General features: G+C 65.6%; 15 protein-coding genes, 1 tRNA gene, 3 pseudogenes and 2 other annotated features. Of the genes and pseudogenes, 2 read left to right on the top strand and 17 right to left on the bottom strand.

What is annotated here, in order from left to right; all coding sequences use genetic code 11:
* Positions 1-60 precede the first annotated feature (60 nt).
* Genes V9G04_18115 through V9G04_18095 form a run of 5 tightly spaced genes read right to left on the bottom strand, consistent with a single transcriptional unit; the run spans position 61 to position 8158 of the window.
* A complete protein-coding gene (locus tag V9G04_18115; GenBank protein ID MEI2715149.1) occupies positions 61-1824 on the bottom strand; it encodes an acyl-CoA dehydrogenase in 1764 nt (587 codons plus the stop codon).
* A gap of 10 nt (positions 1825-1834) precedes the next feature.
* Positions 1835-3331: a wax ester/triacylglycerol synthase domain-containing protein gene (locus V9G04_18110; GenBank protein MEI2715148.1), complete on the bottom strand. Its 1497-nt coding sequence runs from the start codon at positions 3329-3331 to the stop codon at positions 1835-1837.
* Entirely contained in the window at positions 3331-4776 is a 1446-nt protein-coding gene (locus tag V9G04_18105; protein ID MEI2715147.1) for an HAD-IB family hydrolase, read from the bottom strand. Before V9G04_18105 ends, V9G04_18110 begins: the two co-directional genes overlap by 1 nt.
* Positions 4773-6614: a lysophospholipid acyltransferase gene (locus tag V9G04_18100; protein ID MEI2715146.1), complete on the bottom strand. Its 1842-nt coding sequence runs from the start codon at positions 6612-6614 to the stop codon at positions 4773-4775. The genes V9G04_18105 and V9G04_18100 overlap by 4 nt, the downstream gene beginning before the upstream one ends.
* Positions 6611-8158: a wax ester/triacylglycerol synthase family O-acyltransferase gene (locus V9G04_18095; GenBank protein MEI2715145.1), complete on the bottom strand. Its 1548-nt coding sequence runs from the start codon at positions 8156-8158 to the stop codon at positions 6611-6613. The genes V9G04_18100 and V9G04_18095 overlap by 4 nt, the downstream gene beginning before the upstream one ends.
* A gap of 104 nt (positions 8159-8262) precedes the next feature.
* Here V9G04_18095 and V9G04_18090 point away from each other — a divergent pair.
* Both V9G04_18090 and V9G04_18085 read left to right on the top strand, forming a co-directional pair.
* A tRNA-Ser gene (locus V9G04_18090) sits at positions 8263-8349 on the top strand.
* Between the two features lie 196 nt (positions 8350-8545).
* Positions 8546-9786 (top strand): IS3 family transposase gene (locus V9G04_18085; protein MEI2715144.1). Its coding sequence is split into 2 segments (ribosomal slippage): positions 8546-8828 and positions 8828-9786, totalling 1242 coding nucleotides; the frame shifts between segments, so codons are not numbered across the junction.
* Positions 8827-8955, top strand: a sequence feature (AL1L pseudoknot). Its footprint overlaps the gene before it by 129 nt.
* On the opposite strand, the gene V9G04_18080 is transcribed toward V9G04_18085, so the two are convergent.
* The 12 genes and pseudogenes from V9G04_18080 to V9G04_18025 all read right to left on the bottom strand — a co-directional run bounded on the left by V9G04_18080 (position 9750) and on the right by V9G04_18025 (position 22777).
* Complete coding sequence (locus tag V9G04_18080; GenBank protein MEI2715143.1) at positions 9750-11612, bottom strand: hypothetical protein; 1863 nt, start codon at positions 11610-11612, stop codon at positions 9750-9752. The genes V9G04_18085 and V9G04_18080 overlap by 37 nt on opposite strands.
* A complete protein-coding gene (locus tag V9G04_18075; protein MEI2715142.1) occupies positions 11609-12649 on the bottom strand; it encodes a hypothetical protein in 1041 nt (346 codons plus the stop codon). The genes V9G04_18080 and V9G04_18075 overlap by 4 nt, the downstream gene beginning before the upstream one ends.
* 933 nt (positions 12650-13582) lie before the next feature.
* Positions 13583-14823 (bottom strand): IS3 family transposase gene (locus tag V9G04_18070; GenBank protein ID MEI2715141.1). Its coding sequence is split into 2 segments (ribosomal slippage): positions 13583-14541 and positions 14541-14823, totalling 1242 coding nucleotides; the frame shifts between segments, so codons are not numbered across the junction.
* Positions 14414-14542, bottom strand: a sequence feature (AL1L pseudoknot). Its footprint overlaps the gene before it by 129 nt.
* 645 nt (positions 14824-15468) lie before the next feature.
* Positions 15469-16230 (bottom strand): annotated as a pseudogene (locus tag V9G04_18065) (DNA methyltransferase).
* 151 nt (positions 16231-16381) lie between these two features.
* Positions 16382-17197, bottom strand: coding sequence for a hypothetical protein (locus tag V9G04_18060; protein MEI2715140.1), 816 nt, complete (start codon positions 17195-17197; stop codon positions 16382-16384).
* A 331-nt stretch (positions 17198-17528) separates the two neighbouring features.
* The gene (locus V9G04_18055; GenBank protein MEI2715139.1) at positions 17529-18260 is read right to left on the bottom strand and encodes a hypothetical protein; all 732 of its coding nucleotides are present in this window, start codon (positions 18258-18260) and stop codon (positions 17529-17531) included.
* Entirely contained in the window at positions 18235-18423 is a 189-nt protein-coding gene (locus V9G04_18050; GenBank protein MEI2715138.1) for a hypothetical protein, read from the bottom strand. Before V9G04_18050 ends, V9G04_18055 begins: the two co-directional genes overlap by 26 nt.
* A 118-nt stretch (positions 18424-18541) precedes the next feature.
* Positions 18542-19993: a putative PEP-binding protein gene (locus V9G04_18045; protein ID MEI2715137.1), complete on the bottom strand. Its 1452-nt coding sequence runs from the start codon at positions 19991-19993 to the stop codon at positions 18542-18544.
* Positions 19994-20046: 53 nt separating this feature from the next.
* Positions 20047-20394, bottom strand: coding sequence for a GAF domain-containing protein (locus V9G04_18040; GenBank protein MEI2715136.1), 348 nt, complete (start codon positions 20392-20394; stop codon positions 20047-20049).
* 259 nt (positions 20395-20653) lie between these two features.
* Positions 20654-20845 (bottom strand): annotated as a pseudogene (locus V9G04_18035) (ACT domain-containing protein).
* Positions 20846-21139: 294 nt separating this feature from the next.
* Positions 21140-21928 (bottom strand): hypothetical protein, encoded by a 789-nt coding sequence (locus V9G04_18030; GenBank protein ID MEI2715135.1) that lies wholly within the window; start codon positions 21926-21928, stop codon positions 21140-21142.
* 150 nt (positions 21929-22078) lie between these two features.
* Positions 22079-22777: pseudogene (locus V9G04_18025) on the bottom strand (ABC transporter permease).
* Positions 22778-22844 lie beyond the last annotated feature (67 nt).

Genomic DNA, 22844 nt, shown 5'->3' with positions numbered 1-22844 from the left:
CGCGCCGGTGAGGTTGCTCAGCCGCTGTGAACTGCCTTAGTTAGGAACGAGTCTGCGCGCTCAGAGCCAGTCCGGATCCAACTCGAAGGCCGTCTCGTCGGCCATCGAGTCCAACCAGACGCCCACACGCGGCAGTTCGGAGGCGAAGAACCACTCGCACGCCGCCCGCTTCCCGCGTGCGAACGAATCGGCGCGGTCTCCCAGGGCCACCACCTGATCCAGCCACAGCCACGCGACCACGATGTGGCCGAACGCCTCCAAATAGGCCGTCGCGTTGGCCATCGCCCGGGCGGGATCCTCCAGTGCGATTGCGCCGACTCGTGTTGTCGCCGAGCCGAGAGACTCCATCGCCTGGGTAAGCGCCTCGCCGTGAACAGAATCCGTGCGCGCCACCGTCTTCGCCATCCGCGTCGCCAGCAGCGAGAGCGCTGCCCCGCCGTCGCCGAGCACCTTGCGCCCCAGCAGGTCCTGCGCCTGGATCCCGTGCGTGCCCTCGTGGATCGGGTTGAGCCGGTTGTCGCGATAGTGCTGCTCCACGTCGTAGTCGCGGGTGTACCCCGCCCCGCCCAACACCTGGATCGCCAGATCGTTGGCAGCCAGGCACCACTGGGCCGGCCACGACTTCGCGACCGGGGTCAGCAACGCCAGCAACCGCGAGGACTCGGACCCGTCCTCCAACGATCGCTCGTCGTCGACAAGCCGCGAGGCATAGAGCACCAGCGCGATCGCGCCCTCGGCGTACGCCTTCTGGGCCAGCAGCATCCGGCGTACGTCTGCGTGTTGCGTCAGCAGCACTTGCGGTGAGTCCAAAGCGGCGCCGAGCAAGCGGCCCTGGGGCCGAGAGCGCGCATAGGAAAGCGACTTCAGGTAGGCCGTCGAGCCCAAAGCAGCCGCGGCCGACCCGACCCCGATCCGCGCCTCGTTCATCAGGGTGAACATGCAGCGCAGGCCGCGGTTCTCCTCCCCGACCAGATAGCCGACCGCGCCGGGTGCACCACCGGGCAGATGAGCACCGGACCCGAAGACCGGAGCCGTATTGACCGTGCCGCGCCACCCCATCTTGTGGTTGATCCCCGAGAGCACGACGTCGTTGCGCTCGCCCAAGGAGCCATCGGGGTTCACCAGGAATTTCGGCACGGCGAAAAGCGAGATGCCTGCCGTACCCGCAGGCGCATCCGGCAGTTTGGCCAACACCAGATGGACGATGTTCTCCGACAACTCGTGGTCGCCGCCGGAGATCCACATCTTCTGGCCGAAGAGGCGGTACGCCCCGTCGTCCTGCCGCTCGGCGCGCGTGGTGAGGTCGGCGAGATTCGACCCGGCAGCGGGCTCCGAGAGCGCCATCGTGCCGAGGAAACGGCCGCTCAGCAGGTGTGGGACGAACATGTCGGCGACCTCGGCAGAAGCGTGCTCCAGCAGCACATGCGCATTGCCCGATGTCAGCAGGGGATATCCGGCTGTCGCCACGTTGGCCGCGTGGAACCACAACATCGAAGCCGTATGCACCGAGATCGGCAACTGCATCCCGCCCGCTGACGTAGGAAAGGACGCACCCATCAGATCCGCATCTGCGAAGGCCCGGATCGCCTCCCCGACCTCGGGCAGCACCGTCACCGTGGTGCCGTCCCAGGTGGGCTCAGTCAGGTCGCTGGCTCGGTTGTGTGGCGCGAACTTCTCGGTCGCCAACTGCTCACTCAACTCCAACAGACCCGCAAACGTGGAGTGATCGTGGTCGGCATAGAGGGACCGCGATGTCAGCTCGTCAGTGCCCAACCAGTCGTACAGACAGAACTCCAGGTTGTGGCGCGAGAGCAGGACCGACATACGACGGACCCTAACGAGCCAGCGCCAGCACCTCGTCGAACCCCTCGATCAGGAACAGGCGCAACTCGTCGAGGTCAGGCACCGCGAGGCCGTCGACGTTGAGGCCGACGTACGCAGTGTCGCCACACGTCAACAGTGTCGCCGAGATCGCGACACCAGGCAGCGGGCCGAACGCGTACATCCCGTTGACGCGCGCGCCCGCCATGAACGACTCGCGCGCCGGCCCCGGGATCACTGCCGCGGACAGGTCGGCCGCGGCACCCGATTGCAACGCGAAGGTGGTGACGTCCGACGGCAGCACGTTCGCCACGGGCGCGAACGCCCGGAACGCGTCCAGCGCTCGCTCGGTGTGCAACGACAGCACTTCGCCGCGCACCGCCGCGATCCGATCCGCTGGATCCACCAACCCCGCGGGCGCCGCGATCATCGCGCCCGCGAAGCGGTTCCCGCTCATCGGATCGTCGGCGCGATCCAGCGACACTCGCAGGCTGATCGGCAGATCCTCGACCGCCAGATCGTGGTAGTTGTGATACTTCCGGATGCCGCCCAGAAGTGCCGCGATGAAGGCGTCCTGCAGCGAGCCCCCGACCGTACGACCGGCCGCTCGCAGCTCGGCCAGCGGCACGTCGAGCGCCAGGAAGTTCCACGAGCGTCCGTCGCGGTCCTCCAGCAGCGGCGACCCGGAGGTTGGCGGCGGTGACGCGAGCCGGCGTACGGAAGCCGCATAGCGCAGCGTCTCCGCGACCACCGTGCGCGGATGCCGCGCCGCGAACAGCCCGTGCCGCACCGCGACCCCCGCGCGCGCAGGCAGTGACGAGAGATCGTGCAGCAGCCCCGACGTGGCCAAAGCGACCGCATCGTCCGGACTGCCCGCTGGAGCCGTCGGAGCTGTCGGCTTGTCGGAGGTGTGCGTACGAGTGCGCGACTGCAGCAACGAAAGCAGTTGAACGGTCCCCAGCCCGTCGGCCAACGTGTGGTGGATTTTGAGCAGGTACGCCGCCCCGCCGTCGGCCAGCCCGGTCAGCAGGACGCCCTCCCACAACGGCCGGGTCCGGTCGAAGGGCGTCATCGCGATCTGCTGCGCCACCGTCAAGGTGTCCGCCAGCGATCCGGAACCACCGACCGGCTGACGGCGTAGGTGGTAGTCCAAGGTGAAGTGCTCGTCATCGACCCAGATCGGGTTGGTCGTCGGCAGTGCGGGCTCCAGGATCCGCTGCCGCAGCCGGCGTACGAGAGCCGTGCCCCACTCGGTCGCGGCTCGGAAGCGTTCCCACTCCGGCTCGGAATCGAGCATGATCAGGATGCACGAGGTCGCCGACAACGCCGGGTGTCGCTCTGAGCGCCACAGCGCGGTCTCGACGGCGTCCAACTCGGCGCGGTGCGACCAGACGGCGGCGGCTGCCCAGCGCTCGAGATCGGTGACGTCGGAGTCGAGTTCGGGCTCCCTGTCCGTTGACTTGGCCCTCGCTGGGCGTTGAGTTGAGGAAGCCTTCTTGGCGGTCGGCATCAGTCGTCCTCCTCCGGCCAGCGGGCCAGGGTCTCCTCGAAGCGGCGATGCAGCGCCGCCACGTGGTCGTTGAGATTCTCGACCGTCCAGTCGGTCTCGGGTTCGAGCACCACCACGTCGATCACGCCGGGGTTGATCGCCAGCGACCCCTTCTGCATGAGCTCGCCGGTGTTGCGCATCACGACGGGCACGATCGGCACGCCCGCCTGGATCGCGAGGTGGAAGGCACCCTTGCGGAACGGTCCGAGCACGGGCGTACGAGAGCGGGTCCCCTCGGGGAAGATCATCAGCGACGTGCCGCCCTGAATGCGCGCGACCAGCGCATCGAGGGTCGTGCGCGCCTGCTCGGAGTTGGAGCGATCGATGAAGGCGGGGTCGATCAGCAACGAGCCGACCATCGCGCGAGGGTCGTACTTCGCCTCCTTCTTGGCCAAGAAGGTGAAGTCCTCCTTCAGCAGCGCACCCATCACCACGATGTCGAGCGAGCTTTGGTGATTGGCCACGAAGATCGCCGGTCGGTGCGACCAGATCCGGTCCTCATGACGGACGTTGAGCTTCACCCCGGCCAGTGCCAGCGGCAGCCCGGTCGCGAGAGACACGGCCGCATTGAGCCCGCGCTGCCGGTTGCGGGTCAGCGCGCCCAGGGTGAGGCCGGTCGTCACCGCCGCATTCATCCCGCCGAGGGCGGCGAACGTACGCACGAGCGGCACCATCCCTCCGGCGGCCGGATCACGCAGGTCGAGCACCGGCCACCCCAGCCGTTCGGCGGCGGCGCGCAAGCCGCTGTGCGGGCTCAACGCGGTCGGGTACCCGACCGTCGACAAGAAGGCGACGTCCTCATAACCGTTGCCGTAGGCGTAGGAGTCAGACAACGACACCCCATGCGCCTTCGCGAACGTACGCACGCCGGTCGCCTTGTTCTTGCCCCACAGCATCGGCCCGATCGTCTCGCCCGTGAAGATGCCGTCCTCGACCTCCAGGGTCGTGCAGATCAGATGATCGATGCCGAGGTCTCGCGCGACCGGCCCGATCTGATACCGAGTCGCCGCCGAGGCGACGGCGATCGTATGTCCCATCCGCTGATGCGCGCGTACGATCGCGCGTGCCTCGCCGCGGATGGTGTGCGCGATCTTCTGCCGGAACAGTCGTTCACCAAGCTCGGCGAAGGTCTCCTCGCTCTGACCGCGCAGCGCGGTGAAGGCCAGGTACGCCACCCGCGTCGGGTCGCCGCCCAGCACCTCGCCGTCGATGACGTTGACGACCGTACGCAGGAAGTCGCCGGGCGAGACCTCGCCGTGGCGCAGCCGATCCCCATAGAACGTCGCGGCGGTATAGCCGGCGACCAGGGTCCCGTCGAGGTCGAAGAAGGCGCCGATCTCAGGGCCCGACGGGCCTGCCTCGATCGCGGCGATGACATCACGAACGGCGTCCGACAGTCCGCTCACGATGTCGCCTCGGCGGCGAGGTCGGCAATGAGTTGCACCCGGCGTACCGAATCCGCGATCTCGGCCGCGAAGGTCTGCCTCTTCTCTGCGACCCCTTCGCCCTGTTCTAGGAGCCCACGGTGGCGAGCCAGGGCGAGCGCCGTCTTATACAACTCCAGCGACACCGATTCGGCCGACGCGATCTTGCGCTGCAACTGCCACTGCTGTCCGACGGCCAGGGTCTCGTCCAGCAGGTCGTCTTCGTTGACCGCGTCGTCGCCGTGTTCGGCGAGCCGATCGGCGAGCACCAGATAGGCGTCGAGGAAGGGCCGCAGCACCAGATGCGCCAGGTGTGGCTGAGCATTGACGAGCAGTTCGCGAGCGGTCGCGGGGGAGACCTCCGTGACCTGTTCGCCCACGAGGATCAGCAGTTCGCGACGCAACTCCTCTTCGAACTCCTGGCGCCCCGGGAAGAAGAACTCGAACTTCAACAGATCGCGCATCCGCTTGGCCTCGTCCCAGCCGACCCGCAGCTCGCCTTCGGGGGGCAGATCGGCATCGGGCGGCAGCTCGCTCACGGTCAGCAGCGCGAGTTCGCCGATCGCACGATCGACGAGCAGGTGGATCAGCGTATTGCGATAGAAGGCGGCCACCAGGTGCTGGCCCTGCGCGATCCGCCAGACCGGCTCGGTGCCCCGGTCGTACGACGTCAGAACCTCGCTGGTCACCAGGTCCTGCAAAGCCCGGCGTACGGTCGAACGGTCCTGCAGGTTGGCCGCGCCCGCCACCGGCCAGCCCTTGGTCTCGATGTAGTTCGCGAGCGGTTTGACGGTCTCCAGCACCTCATCGAGCGTCAGCGCGCGGTCGGCGCCGAGCAGCGCCAAGGACACCACCGCCGTCACGGTGACCGGGGTGGCGCGGTTGATCCGGTGGCTGATGTCGAGCGCGATCCGTTCGATCGCCTGGTGTGTGGTGAGGCCGTCGGCGTGCAACTCGTCGAGGCGCCCACGCAGGGAGAAGGGCTCACCGACGGTGAGGTACGCCCGTCCCATCCGCTTGCGCTGCGAGCTCGCGAACCGCACCACGAACCGCAGATCCTCGGGGTTCTTGCGCGCCCCGCGCGCCTCGGCGGTCATGTTGGCGACCTCGTGCAGCTGGTCGTACACGATCGAGAGGGGGACGACCTGCGCATCGGGGTCGGCAGAGTCGCCCTCGACCGCTTCCACGATGTACTTCAAGATCCCGTGCACGGGCGGTCGCAGTTTGCCCGTGCGGGTCCGCCCGCCTTCGATCGACCAGGCGAGGTTGCGCCGGTGCTTGACGAGTTCGCGGATATAGGACTTCAACGTGACCCGATAGACCGGGATCTCGCTGGTCTTGCGGCGGATGAAGATCAAGCCGCTGCGGCTCACCAGCGGCCCGAGAAACGGCAGATCGAGGTTGGCGCCGCCGAAGGTGAAGGTAGGACTGAAGCGTCGCGCGCGCAGCACGTTGGGCACGATCACGCCGTCCAGGTAGGACCGGTGGCTAAACGCCAGCGCCAGGCTGTGCTGCCGGTCGAGCTTCTTCAACCGGGCGATCTGGTCCTCGTCGACGAGCACGTCGTACGCGCGGGCGAACCAGTCGCCGGCCTTGGCCCACTGGGCGGTCGTACGAGGGCCGTGGCTGGCGGCCATCTCGCGCAGGTATTCGGCCGCTTCGTCGCGGACGTCGTCGATGTCGCGCCCGGCATCACTGGCTTCGCGTGCCAGGGCTTCGCCGAAACGGCGGTCCTCCAGCAGTGCTTCGGCCTCCCCGGGAAGCGCAGGGGTGGGCAGTGTCTTCTCCGCGAGATCGCGGACCTTGCCGAGGATGTTCATGCCTTCTTCTTCGCTGCCGTCTTCTTGGTCGCCAGGGCTCGCGACTTCGCACTCGTCGTGGTGCTCTTCTTGGCCGGTGCCTTCTTCGTCGCAGGCTTGGGAGCGGGCTCCTTGAGCAGACGGGAGCCGTCGCGTCTCGCGTACGCGTCCTCCAACTCCTGCAGCGCCCGGCCGGTGTAGACCGCGAGGTTCTGCAGACTCGGCACCGCGTCACGGCAGCCGATGAAGCCGAAGTTCAGCGTGCCTGCGTAGGACTCCAAGGTGATGTTGAGCGCCATGCCGTGGATCGGGATCGACATCGGGTAGACGGCTTCGAGCCGCGACCCGTTGAGGTAGAGCGTCTCGCGTGGGCCGGGCACGTTGGACAGGCATACGTTGAACGCCACCGGCAGTGGACTCTTCAGCCCTGCCATCGAGGCCAGCACCTGCGGTGCTTGCGGGGCGAGCATGTAACCCGACCACGCCAGCGCCCCGAGTTGGCCCATCCCCTTCATGGACGCTTTCGCGGCCCGCGTCGAGGCGATCACGGCTTCCAGCCGTTTGATCGGATCGGCGATGTCGGTGCCCATCGTGGCCAGCGAGGCGCCGACCATGTTGCCGCCGCCCTCGTCGCCCTCGTTGCGGATGTTGACCGGCATGAACGCGATCAGCGGCTTCTCGGGCAGTTGCCCCTGCTCGGTAAGGAACTTGCGCAGCCCGCCGCCACAGATCGCCATCACGACGTCGTTCAGGGTGCCGCCGGAGCGCTCGCCGAGTGCCTTGATCCGCGCCATGTCGTACTGCTGGGTCGCCAACCGGCGGTTGCGACCCGTGCGCCCGTTGAGGATCGTGTTGGGCGCGCTGACGCTGTTGATGATCTCGCTGTCGCGCAGCTTCTCGGTCTCGAGTTTGAGCACCGCCTTGGTGACATCGGTGCCCATGCTCGCCACGGCTCCGACTCCTTGCGCGACGCCGGTCACCGGCGCCGTGATCTTGCTGAGCAGCGACTTCGTGGGGGCAGGAGTCTTGGCGCGCTTGGTCGGCTTGAGGCTGAAGAAGTACGGCTGATCGCGCGCCTCGGGGTCGCGGCTGAGGCTGCGACCGAGGATCTTGACGGCCGTGAAACCGTCGACCAATGCGTGGTGCACCTTCGTATAGATCGCGAAGCGGCCACCGGTCAGACCCTCGATGAAGTGCACCTCCCAGGGGGGCCTGGTGAAGTCGATCTGGGTGCTGTGCAATCGGCTGACCAGGACGCCGAGTTCGCGTTCGTCGCCCGGGCTGGCCAGCGCGGAGCGGCGTACGTGGTATTCGATGTCGAAGTCGTCGTCCTCGACCCAGGCCTGGAGTGGGTGCATCAGCAGGTGCGGGTGCGTGAGCTTGAGATTCCACGGTGACTCGACGGGCGCGTCGCGCAGTTTGTAGACCATGTCGCGCAGATAGCTCGGACCGGCGTCTCGTGGTGGCGTGAACGGCATCACCGAGGCCACGTGCATCTTGGTCTCGGGTGTCTCACCCCAGAGGAACATCGCGTCCTGGGCTGGGACTCGCCGCTTCTTCGCCATGCGACCGAACGCTACCCGTGCGTACGGCCCGCGTCAGCCTTGTGGACCGAGCTCATGCGGACCGGATTCTGTGTCGGCCGCCCGGCTCCGGTAATCTTCCCCGCGGTGGCGTGTCCGAGCGGCCTAAGGAGAACGCCTCGAAAGCGTTTGTGGGTGCAAGCCCACCGAGGGTTCAAATCCCTCCGCCACCGCCGAGGGCTGTCCACGAAACTATTTGTGAGTAGCCACGAAACTCCCCGCAACCGTCTGGTTGTGGGGAGTTTTGGCGTTCCGGGGCGGGTGGGACCGTGCGCGTGGCGGGTTTTCGGCGTCGTGGTTGCCGTCGAGGTGGCGAAATGAACCGCCCCGGCATGTCCGGAGAGCTGATTCGTTGGAAGGATCACTCTCATGGCACGTCCCTCGAGGTACCCGACCGAGCTGCGTGAGCGCGCAGTGCGGATGGTGATGGAGTCCAGGCGGGACTATCCGCACGAGTCCGCCGTGATCAGGTCGGTCGCGGCGAAGCTGGGCATCACCTCTACTGAATCGCTGCGTAAGTGGCTGCGGCAGGCCGAGATCGACGGCGGTGTCCGCGTCGGCAAGTCCAGCGAGGAGATCGCTGAGATCAAGGCGTTGAAGAAAGAGGTCGCCGAACTGCGGCGGGCGAACGAGATCTTGAAGAGCGCTTCGGCTTTCTTCGCGGCGGAGCTCGACCGCCCCAACAGGTTCTGATCGACTACATCGAGGACCACAAGGTGGAGTTCGGGGTCGAGCCGATCTGCCGCGTGCTCAGTGAGCACGGGATCAAGATCGCTCCGTCCACCTACTACGAGGCTCGCTCACGCCGGCCTTCCAAGCAGCAGATCCGCGACGCGGAGCTGGTCGAGATCATGGTCGCCGAGCGCAACCGGCAGAAGCTGGTCGCGCGGTTTGGTGCACGCAAGATGTGGCTGCACCTGCGCGGACGGGGCCATGACGTCGCTCGATGCACCGTCGAGCGGCTCTACCGTGAACAACGCTGGGTCGGGGCGCTACGTCTGAAGAAGTTCCGGACCACCATCGGCGACCCGGCCGCCGAGCGACCACTGGACCTGGTCGATCGGCAGTTCTGGGCGAGCAGGCCCAACCAGCTATGGGTCGCCGACTTCACATATGTCGCGACCTGGTCAGGCACTGTCTACGTCGCCTTCATCTTCGACGTCTTCAGCCGTCGGATCGTGGGCTGGCGGGCCGCCACGCGGATGACGACCGACCTGGTGCTCGACACCCTTGAGCATGCGATCTGGACCCGCCAGCAGGCCGGTGTCACCGACCTTTCCGGCCTCATCCATCACACCGATGCAGGGTCTCAATACGTCAGCTTTGCCTTCACCCAGCGCCTCGTCGACGAGGGGGTCGACCCCTCAGTCGGGTCTGTTGGCGATGCCTATGACAACGCCCTCGCCGAGTCCCAGATCGGGCTCTACAAAGCCGAACTCATACGTCCTGAAGGTCCCTGGCGCGGCGTCGAACACGTCGAACTAGAGACCCTGAACTGGGTCGACTTCTTCAACAACGAGCGCCCTCACGAGGCGCTCTCCGACCTCACGCCCATGGCGGCCGAGGAACTGCACTACGCTGCAAGAAACGAGCTCACGCCAACCGGCTGAGCCACCAAACCCAGCCTCCGGACTCGCCGGGGCGGTTCAAGGGGAATGTTTTGTGCGACGGCGGGACGTGGCACACCGAGGCTGCCGTCTGGAAGTGTCACTGCGCGTTGGAGGAAGACCCGGATTTTGCGGACTCCTGCGGCAGCGAAAAGGAACGCCGCGTACAGGGTTTGGGCTGCTTTGCCGCGTTTCCTGCGGCGAGTTGGGGCACCGAGTGCTTCATATGCTTCGTCTTTGACGAAGCCGTGGAGTCCTTCTTGGGATTGGCGCAACCGGGTGTAGGTGGCGTGGTGTTGGTCGGTGCCGAAGGGGATGGCTTGCCGGAACCGTGCGCCGTCTTCGGGGCGCAACGTGACGGTGTTGCTGCGGCAGACCCCGAGAGGTTCGTGGGTGGGGAAAATTTGGGGCCTTTCATCGACCCGTTGCCCGTTCCGCACCGACGTGGTGCGGGGGTTTTCGGACGCGGGCTTGAAAGGGCAGACGGCGGTGGGATTCGCACCCGATGCGGGGCAGGCGAGTCGTTCGTTTTGCAGGTTCGCGTCGGGGCGTTGGTGGGTGCGCATCCGGTAGGTGTTGCGTTCTTTGATGAGTTGCTTGAACTGGTCGAGGGTGATGGTGCCGTTGCGGTAGTCGGTGACGGCGGTCTGCAAGGCGGTGGGCATGGCGGGGCAGTGGTAGGTGCCGTCCACCAGCAACATTCCCGACCTATGGGTCTCCTGCAGCCCTTCACTTTCCGACCGGATAGGGAGAATCAGGTCGTAGCCGGTTTGGCGTGCCGGGGTCTGGAACGTGACATGGGCTGCGTGGGCGTAGAGGCCGTCACCAGTCAACGTGCCGGTGGGGAGGCCGCGTTGTTTGATGGTGGCGAAGACGCGTCTCGCGGCACCTGCGGGGTCGACGCCGGGGCGGTCTGATGTGAGGGCGATGGGGATGGCGGGGAACTTCTGGTGTGTGCCTTCGGTGGGGTCGGCTGCGACCACGACAGCGAGGTCGAGCGCCCACATGCGTGACGGGTTCCTACGGGTGAATCGTCCAACCGGGGCCGCAGTGTCGGCGTCTCCGTTGTGGTCGGCCTCGCGGATGTAGAACCCACCGTCTGGGTCGGCTGAACATTCCGGGTTGTCCAAGCCGCGTCCACGGCTGGGGAGTTCCATTGGGGTGGCGTCGATACACGCGGACCCGTCCCACTGCGCCCGCACGGTCTGGGGCATTTGGTTGAGGGGGATGGTGAGCATTTGGTTGCACACCCAATCGAGGAGTGCTTGCCGTTCGGTGGCTTCCGCGTCAGACAGGCCACGTGACGGGAGGAGGGTCCACGGCATGTTGCGGCCAGAGGGGTGGTTGGAGGGGTCGATGCAGCCGACCATGCGGGTGAGGGTGCGGCCTACGGCGACGGCGGCAGTACGGTCCCAACGACGCTGTTGGGCGGCGGTGCCGCCACGCCGCACGGTGCCGTCACTCACACTCAAAATGGAGCGCATGGCGGGGGTGAGTCCATGAAACAGAATGTCCGCGAAGACGTTGACGTTCATGGGCCGGTTCGTCGTCGCTGCCAACCACATGGCGACCAAGACGGCTTCGGGTGTGACCCTCGCGGGGCGTCCGGTTGTCTTCTTCAAACTCTGGACGAAGAACTCGGTGACACCTGTTTCAGCGAGCACGCTTCGGGCTTTTTCGGCGTCCCGGTCGGTGACACGGTTGCGGCTGGGTGCGGTGACGAGGTCGACGGTGCTTCCGGCAAGTTCCGGGGAAACCGGCAACAACCCTTGCTGGTCGGTGACCGTGCCGGTGCTGATGGTGTGGCGTAGGTGCCGTGCGGTGGTCACAGGGGACCACCCCCGGTGCCGCGCAGCAGGTCGGTGGCGTGGTCGACGGGTGTGATGAGCGGGTAGATGCGTTCTAGTCGTTCAAACCCGGTGAGGCCAGCGGCGGGGAGTAGGAGTTGGAGTGGGGTGCCTGCTTCTAGGTGGCGTCCAATCCATGTGGTGCGGAGCCGCGCCAAGGTGAAGTCGAACGGCGGCGGCGTCTTCGCTACCGAGTTCTTCTTCGCGGCGTGGAAAGCGTCATCCAAACGGGTGGTGCGGCTAGTGCCCACCGACAACAACAAGTCGTCTGGGTCCACGTCGTTGAAGAGGTCTGCGAGTTCGGATTCCCACCGTGCCCGACATGTGACGGTGCGGGCTGGTCGTGGCCGGTCAGCGTGCCCGGTCATGTAGAACGGCGGGAACGTCACCTCCACCCCAAGTTCGGTCGCTGCGAGGTCACGCCGGTACAGGTTGTTGAAGTCGGTGACGCGGGCACCACACCCGACCGCGAGCAGAAACCCGGCCTGTAGGAGCCGACGCCTTGGGGCGGGTTGGATACCGCACACCCACGCCCACAAATCGGTTTCCTGCTCCAGCGAGAACGGGACATACGTTTCGGGTTTCCCGAGGGTGGGCCGGTCGTAGCCACCCCGGTAGACGGGTGCCGCCAACAGCGCCACCGCGATGGTGTCGAGACGACTCCGATACGACGCCTGCGACCGTTTAGTGATGGGGGCGGTGGACAGGAAACGGTTGATGGTGCGGCGGTGGAACACGACGTTGCGTTCCAACGGCAACCCGGTGGTTTCGCACCAGTCAGCGAGCGCCCCGATGGTGGAGAGGGTGAAGTTCGGCCACGCAGCCGGGAGCGGCAACGTCGCCTTCCACAAACAATCACGAGCGGCGGCCTGCGTAAACAACACGACCGCGTCCGAATAGCCTGCGCCCCGGTAACGGTTGATACGACGATTCGTTTCCGTAAACAACGGGTCAACCGACGCCGGGTGGTAGTCGGCGCGGGCGGTCACGAGACCCACCCACCATTCCGGCAACTCCACCGTGTGTGTGCAGCGGCGCGGTTTGTCGCACACCTTGAGGTGTTCCTGCCAGCGAATAGACGGATAGTCGGATTCGACGGGTGACAGGTTGAGAGACAGGTGTATCTACTTACGGTTTCGCCCATAGGAAACCGGCAGACGCGGCTTGAGCGGACGAAGAGTATGCCATTCGCAAACAGGGTTAAGCAAGTTTCCATCGGTTAGGGGCCTCACGTGGGAGCGGACCCAAAGAACGTATTACGGACGGTTGACACGAATGGTTAGGTAGAGGACATGCACAAGCGGTCCAACCGCTTGCCCAGTTACCGAATCGTTACCAACCAAGGGTGTGGGGTGCCGCGCAGGACCATCAGGGAGCCACGCTGGTGGCTCGCAGACGACCCGCGACACGACAAGTTCGGGCGCATCCACATCACCCGACCCGCATGGAAACCCCACCACAGCCTCCACGAACTCGCCGCGCTACAAGCCGCTGAACAGCAACACCACTTCGTCCGCGACATCCGGGCAGTACTACTCGCACGCGACAAAACCACCACACAGTTAGCAATGTTTCTTGGGGTCACCATCGACCATGTGCGGCGGGTTATGGCAGGCCGCTACCCGATGACGCTAAACGACGTACATCTCATGGGTGCGTACGTACGGGAACCCACCTTCACAGGCTTGTTGGAAACCGCACAAACGTGGGGTCGCATTTCTGCGCGGGTCGACTTAACGACGAATGGGACGGTAAACTACCCGGCCCCCTGAAACACAGGCGGGCGTGTTTACCGGAAGCCGACACATTTGCACACACAATCGCAAGAACCATTCCATTTCGGTGCGAACCTAGACGACGCACAACTCCCACCCGAACTGCTGGACGAAATCTGTCCCCTCGGGTCGAGGTACTGAACCGCCCCGGCGAGTCCGGAGGCTGGGTTTGGTGGCTCAGCCGGTTGGCGTGAGCTCGTTTCTTGCAGCGTAGTGCAGTTCCTCGGCCGCCATGGGCGTGAGGTCGGAGAGCGCCTCGTGAGGGCGCTCGTTGTTGAAGAAGTCGACCCAGTTCAGGGTCTCTAGTTCGACGTGTTCGACGCCGCGCCAGGGACCTTCAGGACGTATGAGTTCGGCTTTGTAGAGCCCGATCTGGGACTCGGCGAGGGCGTTGTCATAGGCATCGCCAACAGACCCGACTGAGGGGTCGACCCCCTCGTCGACGAGGCGCTGGGTGAAGGCAAAGCTGACGTATTGAGACCCTGCATCGGTGTGATGGATGAGGCCGGAAAGGTCGGTGACACCGGCCTGCTGGCGGGTCCAGATCGCATGCTCAAGGGTGTCGAGCACCAGGTCGGTCGTCATCCGCGTGGCGGCCCGCCAGCCCACGATCCGACGGCTGAAGACGTCGAAGATGAAGGCGACGTAGACAGTGCCTGACCAGGTCGCGACATATGTGAAGTCGGCGACCCATAGCTGGTTGGGCCTGCTCGCCCAGAACTGCCGATCGACCAGGTCCAGTGGTCGCTCGGCGGCCGGGTCGCCGATGGTGGTCCGGAACTTCTTCAGACGTAGCGCCCCGACCCAGCGTTGTTCACGGTAGAGCCGCTCGACGGTGCATCGAGCGACGTCATGGCCCCGTCCGCGCAGGTGCAGCCACATCTTGCGTGCACCAAACCGCGCGACCAGCTTCTGCCGGTTGCGCTCGGCGACCATGATCTCGACCAGCTCCGCGTCGCGGATCTGCTGCTTGGAAGGCCGGCGTGAGCGAGCCTCGTAGTAGGTGGACGGAGCGATCTTGATCCCGTGCTCACTGAGCACGCGGCAGATCGGCTCGACCCCGAACTCCACCTTGTGGTCCTCGATGTAGTCGATCAGAACCTGTTGGGGCGGTCGAGCTCCGCCGCGAAGAAAGCCGAAGCGCTCTTCAAGATCTCGTTCGCCCGCCGCAGTTCGGCGACCTCTTTCTTCAACGCCTTGATCTCAGCGATCTCCTCGCTGGACTTGCCGACGCGGACACCGCCGTCGATCTCGGCCTGCCGCAGCCACTTACGCAGCGATTCAGTAGAGGTGATGCCCAGCTTCGCCGCGACCGACCTGATCACGGCGGACTCGTGCGGATAGTCCCGCCTGGACTCCATCACCATCCGCACTGCGCGCTCACGCAGCTCGGTCGGGTACCTCGAGGGACGTGCCATGAGAGTGATCCTTCCAACGAATGCAGCTCTCCGGACATGCCGGGGCGGTTCATTACGACCGGGTAGCAACGCGTTGACGACGCCGGAGCCGTAGTACCCGGCGTTGTGCGATGGACGGTTCCACACCGTCATCGCTGCTCGCAGGGGGCGGGTCACTGACACCAACTCCAGAACCCCATTTGTGTCTCTACCCGTGACTTTGATTTCGCCGCGTTCGATGCGCTCCAACTGTCCACGGTTCAGGTAGAGGATGCTCCATCGGTCGTTCTTCGCGTCGTACGCGCCGACCTTCGCGGTACCGTTTGCCACATGTGTTCGCAGGGTCGCAGGCGACACTTGCCACCGCTTCTCGTCACCTTCACGAGACAGCGGCCACACCGCCACACAGCCTTCGGGAACCCGAACGGTATCTCGGCCCTCCGACAGTTCGATTGCGTCCCCGACGCCTTCGATTGACCGCTTCTTCGGGTCCACGAACACCGGGTAGAACAGGCGTGGCCGGTCAACCCTTCGGGCGTTGTTGCTGCCCTTAATGAGTCGTTCCCACCGCACTGGCTCCGAGGCGTCAGACTTCGATTCAGCAGACAGGAGGTCGTCCACACTGAGGGTCGGCCCCGCCTCGCCAAGGAACACAAAGAACGCGTACTCCTCGACGCGAGTGAACTCGCGGTTACGCGCCACGCCACGATGATTGATGGCGATAGTCACCATCTGCCGCTTCGCCCCAACGAACAGTTGGTCCAACAACAAACCCAGCCGGTGAACCTCCCGCTCGTCAATGGTGACGATGAGCACCGAGTTGGTCGGGTTGAGTAGCCGTCGAGCGAGTTTGAGGCGTCGTTCCATGAACGCCAACCACTTGGAGTGACGGTAAATGTCTTCCCCGTCCACGTAGTCGTTGTTGTATTTCCAGTCCTTCGCGCCCGTGTTGTAGGGCGGGTCAATGTAGATGGCGTCCACCCGGCCTGCGTGCGTGTAAAGCAGGGCTTGGAGGGCGTGATAGTTCTCGGCGTTCAACACGGTGTGGAACGGCTTATCGCCGCCGTGTTCCACGGTCCCGGTGGACTTGAGGCCGGGGTAGATGGTGTCGCGGAATTCGGCAACCACCACCACATCCGCCACGAGGTGTGTGGTCGTGTCACGGTCACCGGCCTTGTCCGCCACGGCAGCGGTCAGGTGGGCGACACGTTCCCCACCGTCGCTGGTGGTGAGCCGGGTAACCACCCAGAGCCGGGTGTCGGTCTTGTCGTTGCCGTCACGTGCAGGCAGCACCCGCACCTTGTCGCCCTTACGGACGGGACGACCTGGCAACTCGACTGCTTCGGGGGTGTGGCGTTCAAAGTTCAGACCAAACTCGCGGCGTTGCGCCAACGCTCGCACTTCACGCGACAGGGCACCCGCGAGCATTGGGTCGGTCTTCTCCAGTTGGGCCAGCAGTTCCCGCAGCGTCGACACGTCGGCCCGACTCCCTCAATCAGCGAGGGACCACCCGTAGCAGGCCCCTACCTTCAGGAAGCCACCCTAGAGACGACCACCGACCCTGCGTAGCAGGACAGCGTTATCCGCCGTGCTGGACCCGGAAGTTCGACAGATACGACTCATAGAGGCGCACAGGTTCCACGTGCTGGGGGAGGCGGGCGCACACGGTCTGGAAGCCCGCGTCGTCGTCAGTCACCACAAACACCATCCTCACCGTGCCAGCCGCTTCGACGGTTTGGACGAACCCGGTGGTGTGGTCGAGGTCAAACAACACCCCATACGTGTCAGCCACCGCGAACGTGTCCGTCACGTGCTCCACACAGGAGCCGGTGGCCCCCGCCTTCAGCCACAGCAGCCACGCGACACGAGTGAACGCACGGTTGTACGCCACCGACTGCCCGTTCTCGTAGGTGAGCCGCGTGAACACCACATTCCCCGGCACCGTATCCGCGTATTCGCTGCCGTCCGGGCGCACCCCAGTGAGCAGGGTTTCGACACGAGGCCGGGTCACATAGTCGTGAACCCCCAGCGCCTCCCACGCTGGGTCACCCGCACGGTGCCCCTCCTTGGTGAGCCGCTTCTGGTCCGTTGCCGCGAGTTCGTTGTTCGTCACCAACACACACTGCCGCGTCCCGCCATCCTCGGCGTTCAGACGCAACACCGCCTCCAACGTGCTGCCCGACCCACCAAAGAAGTCGAGAATTACCGCGTCCTTCGGGGCCACCATCCGAAACCACCGCGCCAACACCGTGTGGTCCTTCGGAAACGGAAACCGCTTCTCACCAAGCAGCCGTGCGAGGTTTACGGATGCACGCCCGCGAGCCTGATTGAACGCAGAGGGGATTGGGGAAGCAGTAGTTTCGTCAAGAAAGGTCTTCTTGCTTATACCCTTCATGTGGTCCTCTCTGAACAGGACACGCCCATCTTGGATTGCCTGCCTCATGCTCTTGGGCGTGCCGAACCTCCAACCTCCCTTGGGAACTGGGACAGGCTTCTTGGTTATGGGATGTACGACCTCATAGCGTGGCCCTCCACCTCCGGGCCACCCGATGTCAGAAACAGAAAAGACTCTCCCTGTTTCGGCACAAATGTTCCCGTACCTGCGGAGGTGGCTGGCTGGGTGGTGCTTTGGCACTCGTTTCCACCAAAGTTTGAAAGCCGCCGTGGCCTTGTCGGCTTCCCCTTTGGATTCTTTCCACGCCTGCCGTCCGGCTGTCAGAACTTCGTCAACACCCGGCTTCTGCTCTCTCCACCTCACTTTCCGTTCCGACAGGCTCACCTCGCTTTTTCCCGTTCCCGTTAGCTTCGACTGGCTTGATATGAGCTGCGTCTACTTCGGCTCGCCCGCCACCGTTGATCAAACGCAGGCCGGTTATTGAACAGCGGAAATCGTAGGCACGCAAAACGACCTTGCGAAAGATCCTGTCTCTTACAATTCGGGAACTTAGATAGCTTACCCGAGATCGGCCCTGGTCGTACTCGAATGGAGTTTGTTGGCTTTCCCCCCATTGATTGGCTGGTACCGCTCCAACCCGCGGGAGCAACTCCTCGCCTTCATCAAATCCCAGTTCGAGAATGCGATTGAAGTCCATCGAAGAGATTGGCCGTGCTGCCGATTGTGCCCTCCCGGAAATCCTGCCCACATCGTTCAAGAGCCCGCGCTCGACGAGCCCATCTGCGTTGGAGAACGGCACCGGGTTAGTGAAATCGAGGTAAGACCCGGGCTCAATGAGCGCTAGATACATTGCGTCCGCAGCCGGGTCGGGGATCACATCGCGTACCTGGGCGATCGCAAAGTAGCCTCTTGAATTTCGGACCTTGCTCGGCTCGAGGTAAACGATCCAATCGCCGATGAGCGGACGAACTCGCCCAAGATATTGGCGCGGAAATTGGTATTGCTCGGCTGGGCGGTCTTCATAGATCGAATTGGACCTATGTATGAAAACCCCAAAAGCCATGACTAAAGCGGTATTCCCCATGATCCGCGAACCCCTGCAACAGCGCACGCATCGGCGCCATCGCGGCATTGCCTGCGAGGTTCTCGGCCATGAACACCTCCAGCTCGCCGAGCGGCAGCTCGGTCAGCATCGCCTTGACCGGGCCGATCGCGGCCGGCGACATCGAGATCGAGCGGTAGCCGAGCGCCGATCAGCGCCATCGCCGACATCGGCTTGCCGGCAAGCTCGCCGCACAGCGTCACCGGCGTGCTCGTGCGCGCTGCCGGCGTCGGCGATCTGCTTCAGCACGCGCAGGAACGGCGCCGACAGCGGATCGAACCGGTCGGCGACGCAGCGCATTGCCGCGGTCGGTCGCCATGACGAACTGGAACAGGTCGTTCGAGCCGACCGAGACGAAGTCCACCGCCGCCATCAGCTCGTCGAGCTGCCAACAGCAGCGCCGGCACTTCCAGCATCGCGCCGACCTTCAGGCTGGTCGGCAGCTGGTGGCCGAAGCGTCGACAGATGGCCGCACTTCGCGGTCGATCAGCTCGCGCGCCTCGCGAATCTCGCGAGACTTCGGTGACCATCGGCAGCATGACGCGCAGCTCGCGCCCGCCGGCGGCCTTCAGCAGCGCCCGCACCTGGGTGCGCAGCAGGCCCGGCCGGTCGAGCGTCAGCCGGATCGCGCGCCAGCCGAGCGCCGGGTTCTCCTCGCTGCGCGCGCGCGGAAATAGGGCAGCACCTTGTCGCCGCCGATGTCGAGCGTGCGGAAGGTCACCGGCTTGCCGCTGCGCCGCGTCCAGCACGTCGCGGTAGAGCTGCTCCTGCGCCTCGGCGCGCGGGAAGGTCGCCGCGACCATGAACTGCAGCTCGGTGCGGAACAGGCCGATGCCCGCCGCGCCCGACTCGGCCAGCTGCGGCAGGTCGACCGCCAGCCCGGCATTCATCATGCAGGTCGATCTTGCACGCCGTCCTTGCGACACCGACGGCTGGTCGCGCAGCTCGCGGTAGAGCTCCTGCCGGCGCGCGCGGAAGCGCACCTTCTCGGCATAGGCCGCTTCGAGGTCCGGCTGCGGCCGCAGATGCACGCGTGCCGTCCTCGCCGTCGACGATGATCGCGTCGCCGTTTTCCGACATGGACACGGCGCCCTTCGACCTGGCCGGCGACCGGGATGCCCATGGCGCGCGCCACGATCACGACATGGCTGGTGGCGGCGCCGTCCTCCAGCACCAGGCCGCGCAGCTTGTCGCGCGGATAGTCCAGCAGCTCCGCCGCGCCCATCGAGCGCGCGACGATGATCGCGTCCTTCGGCAGGCTGCCGGCCAGCGTCTCCGGCCCGTGCCCCATCAGCTGCGCGCAGCAGCCGGTTGGCGAGATCGTCGAAATCGCGCAGCCGCTCGCGCAGATAGGGGTCGGTCATGTGCAGCATGCGCGCGCGCGTATCGCTCTGCACCTTCTCGACCGCGGCTTCCGCCGTCAGGCCGTTGCGGATCGCCTCCTCCAGCCGCCGCACCCAGCCGCGGTCGTGGGCGAACATGCGGTAGGCTTCGAGCACCGCGCGGTGCTCGCCCTCGAAGGCGACCTCGCGGCGCGACAGCATGTCGTCGATGGAGAGCCGGAGCGACCCGAGCGCCTCGTCGAGCCGCCGCAGCTCGTGCCTCGCGTGTCCTCGTTGAACAGGTTGGTGACGACGATGCGCGGCTCGTGCAGCACGACATGGCCGAGGCCGACGCCGTCGTTGAAGCGCCAGGCCCTTGAAGCTTGCGCGGCCGCGCGCAGGTCGAGCTCGCAGCCCGGGCCGGGTCAGCGCGCGCCAGATCGCCGGCGGCGATCATCTCGGCGATCACCATCGCCGTGGTCTCGAGCGCCTCGACCTCGTCCTCGCGAGTAGGTGCGCTTGGTGCGGTTCTGCACGACGAGCACGCCGAGCGTGCGGCCGGCGCGCAGCACCGGCACGCCGAGGAAGGAGTTGTAGATCTCTTCGCCCGTCTCCGGCAGGTAGGCGAAGGCCGGATGGCTTCTGCGCGTCGGACAGGTTGAGCGGCCGCGCGCTCGCGCGCGATCGTGCCGACGAGGCCCTGGCCGAGCCGCAGCTGCGCCATGGTGGACCGGCCTCGGGTTGAGGCCTTCGGTGGCGTAGAGCTCGAGCACGCCGATCGGCGCGCAGCACGTAGAGCGAGCACACTTCCGCGACCATGTTGTGCGGCGATCTCGCGCGACGATCCGGTCGAGCCGCGTCCTGCGGCTCGAGCGGCTCCGCCATGAGCTCGCGGAGCCGTCTCAGGAGCACGCGCGGGCCGGCCGACGTGGTCTCGCATCGGCGCTCTCTCCAACGCGCCAGTATCGCGGCCGGCCGGCGCACCGCGCCGCCGCGGCCGGCTGCCGTGCCGACGGTGACTTCAGCTATTGCTTATCCAGACCGTAGACGGAATGCAAAGTCCGAACCGCAAGTTCGGTATAGGCGGCCGTCGATCAGGATCGAAATCTTGATCTCCGACGTGGTGATGGCGCGGATGTTGATGCCCTTGTCGGCCAGCGCCTTGAACGCGGTGGCCGCGACGCCGGCATGGCTGCGCATGCCGATGCCGATGACCGACACCTTCGACCATGCCGTCCTCGTGCTGGATCGACGTCGAAGCCGATCGTCTCGCTTGCACCTTGTCGAGCACCGCCAGCGCCTTGTCGACGTCGCCCGACGGCACGGTGAAGGTCATGTCGGTGCTCGAGCCGTCCTCGGAGATGTTCTGGACGATCATGTCGACATTGATGTTGCGCCTCGGCGAGCGGGCCGAAGATGCCGGCGGCGACGCCCGGCCGGTCGGCGACGCGGCGGAGCGAGATCTGCGCCTCGTCCTTGGCGTAGGCGATGCCGGTGACGACCTGCTGTTCCACGATTTCATCCTCGTCGCAAATGAGCGTTCCGGGCGGGTTCAGCAGATCGCCCATGCCCGGCGCGTCCGGGATCGTCGAAGGACGAGCGCACGAAGGTGCGCACCTTGTGCACCATGGCAAGCTCGACCGAGCGCACCTGCAGCACCTTGGCGCCGAGCGAGGCCATTTCCAGCATTTCCTCGAAGGAGATCTTGGCCAGCCGCCGCGCCTTCGGCTCGATGCGCGGGTCGGTGGTGTAGACGCCGTCGACATCGGTGTAGATGTCGCAGCGGTCGGCCTTCACCGCCGCCGCGATCGCCACCGCGCGAGGTGTCCGAGCCGCCGCGGCCGAGCGTCGCGATGCCGGTTGTCCGGGCCGATGCCCTGGAAGCCGGCGACCACCGCGACCTGCGCCCTCGCCGAAGCGCTTGATCAGATCGCTGCCGTCGATGTCGGCGATGCGCGCGGCGCCATGCGCGTTGTCGGTGCGTGATCGGGATCTGCCAGCCCTGCCAGGAGCGCGCGTTGATGCCCATCGCCTGCAGCGCGATCGCCAGCAAGCCCGGACGTCACCTGCTCGCCCGAGGCGACCACCGCGTCGTATTCGCGCGCGTCGTAGAATGGCGTGCGACCGGCGCCTTCGGCATGCCTGCACCCAGCCGACCAGTTCGTTGGTCTTGCCCGACATGGCCGAGACGACGACGGCGACCTCGTGGCCGGCGTCGACCTCGCGCTTGACGTGGCGCGCGACATTGCGGATGCGGGCGATGTCGGCGACCGACGTTCCGCCGAATTTCATCACGATGCGCGCCATGCCGTTGCGGCCCGTCTCCCCGCCGGCGGCTCGCGCCGACCGACCGAATTCAAACGAAAACGCCCCGGCATGCCGAGGCGCTCATGCGCGGCCTCCTTAGCCAAAGGGTTGTGTCAGTGCAAGCAGGGCTTGGCGGAACTGCCGACAGGCTCAGTTCTTGAGCCGGTAGCCGGTGCGGAGATCCGAGGTCACCACGCCCAGGCAGAGCACGAGGAAGCCGACGGTCGCCACAAGGCTCAGCCCCACCCCCACGTCCGACGTCTCGAAGAACGCCCAGCGGAAGCCGCTGACCAGATAGACCACCGGGTTGACCAGCGAGATCGTCTGCCAGACCGGCGGCAGCATGGAGATGGAGTAGAATGTGCCGCCAAGGAAGGCGAGCGGCGTGACGATCAGCAGCGGGATCAGTTGCAGCTTCTCGAACCCATCGGCCCACACCCCGATGATGAAGCCGAACAGCGAAAACGCCAATGCCGTCAGCACCAAAAACAGCAGCATCACGAAGGGGTGGCGGATTTCCAGGTCGACGAACAGCGCCGAGGTGGCCAGGATGATCAGGCCGATGACGATCGACTTGGTCGCCGCCGCGCCGACATAGGCCAGCACCGCCTCGAAGGCCGACGCCGGCGCCGACAGCATCTCGTAGATCATGCCGGTGAACTTGGGGAAGTAGATCGCGAAGGAGGCGTTCGAGATCGACAGCGTCAGCAGTGACATCATGATCAGCCCGGGCACGATGGACGCGCCGTAGCTGACCCCGTCGATGGCCTCGATGCGCGAGCCGATGGCGCCGCCGAACACCACGAAATAGAGCGCGGTCAGACAGCACCGGCGACACCACGCTCTGCGCCAGCGTGCGCAGCGTGCGCGCCATCTCGAAACTGTAGATCGCCCAGACCGCGCGCCAGTTCATTGC

The organism is Nocardioides sp. (assembly GCA_037045645.1).
In the GTDB taxonomy this organism is placed as follows: Bacteria; Actinomycetota; Actinomycetes; order Propionibacteriales; family Nocardioidaceae; genus Nocardioides.
The sequence above is the reverse complement of the archived record's forward strand: the minus strand, read 5'-3'. Positions and strand labels throughout refer to the sequence as shown.

Excerpts from the sequence above, each read along its gene's own strand:
- V9G04_18060 (MEI2715140.1), bottom strand. The coding sequence starts at position 17,197 with ATGAAGGGTATAAGCAAGAAGACCTTTCTTGACGAAACTACTGCTTCC.
- V9G04_18095 (MEI2715145.1), bottom strand. The coding sequence starts at position 8,158 with ATGGCGAAGAAGCGGCGAGTCCCAGCCCAGGACGCGATGTTCCTCTGG.
- V9G04_18100 (MEI2715146.1), bottom strand. The coding sequence starts at position 6,614 with ATGAACATCCTCGGCAAGGTCCGCGATCTCGCGGAGAAGACACTGCCC.
- V9G04_18110 (MEI2715148.1), bottom strand. The coding sequence starts at position 3,331 with ATGCCGACCGCCAAGAAGGCTTCCTCAACTCAACGCCCAGCGAGGGCC.
- V9G04_18055 (MEI2715139.1), bottom strand. The coding sequence starts at position 18,260 with ATGGCTTTTGGGGTTTTCATACATAGGTCCAATTCGATCTATGAAGAC.
- V9G04_18030 (MEI2715135.1), bottom strand. The coding sequence starts at position 21,928 with ATGGCGCGCATCGTGATGAAATTCGGCGGAACGTCGGTCGCCGACATC.
- V9G04_18115 (MEI2715149.1), bottom strand. The coding sequence starts at position 1,824 with ATGTCGGTCCTGCTCTCGCGCCACAACCTGGAGTTCTGTCTGTACGAC.
- V9G04_18050 (MEI2715138.1), bottom strand. The coding sequence starts at position 18,423 with ATGTCGCCGGCCGCGATCGGCCCGGTCAAGGCGATGCTGACCGAGCTG.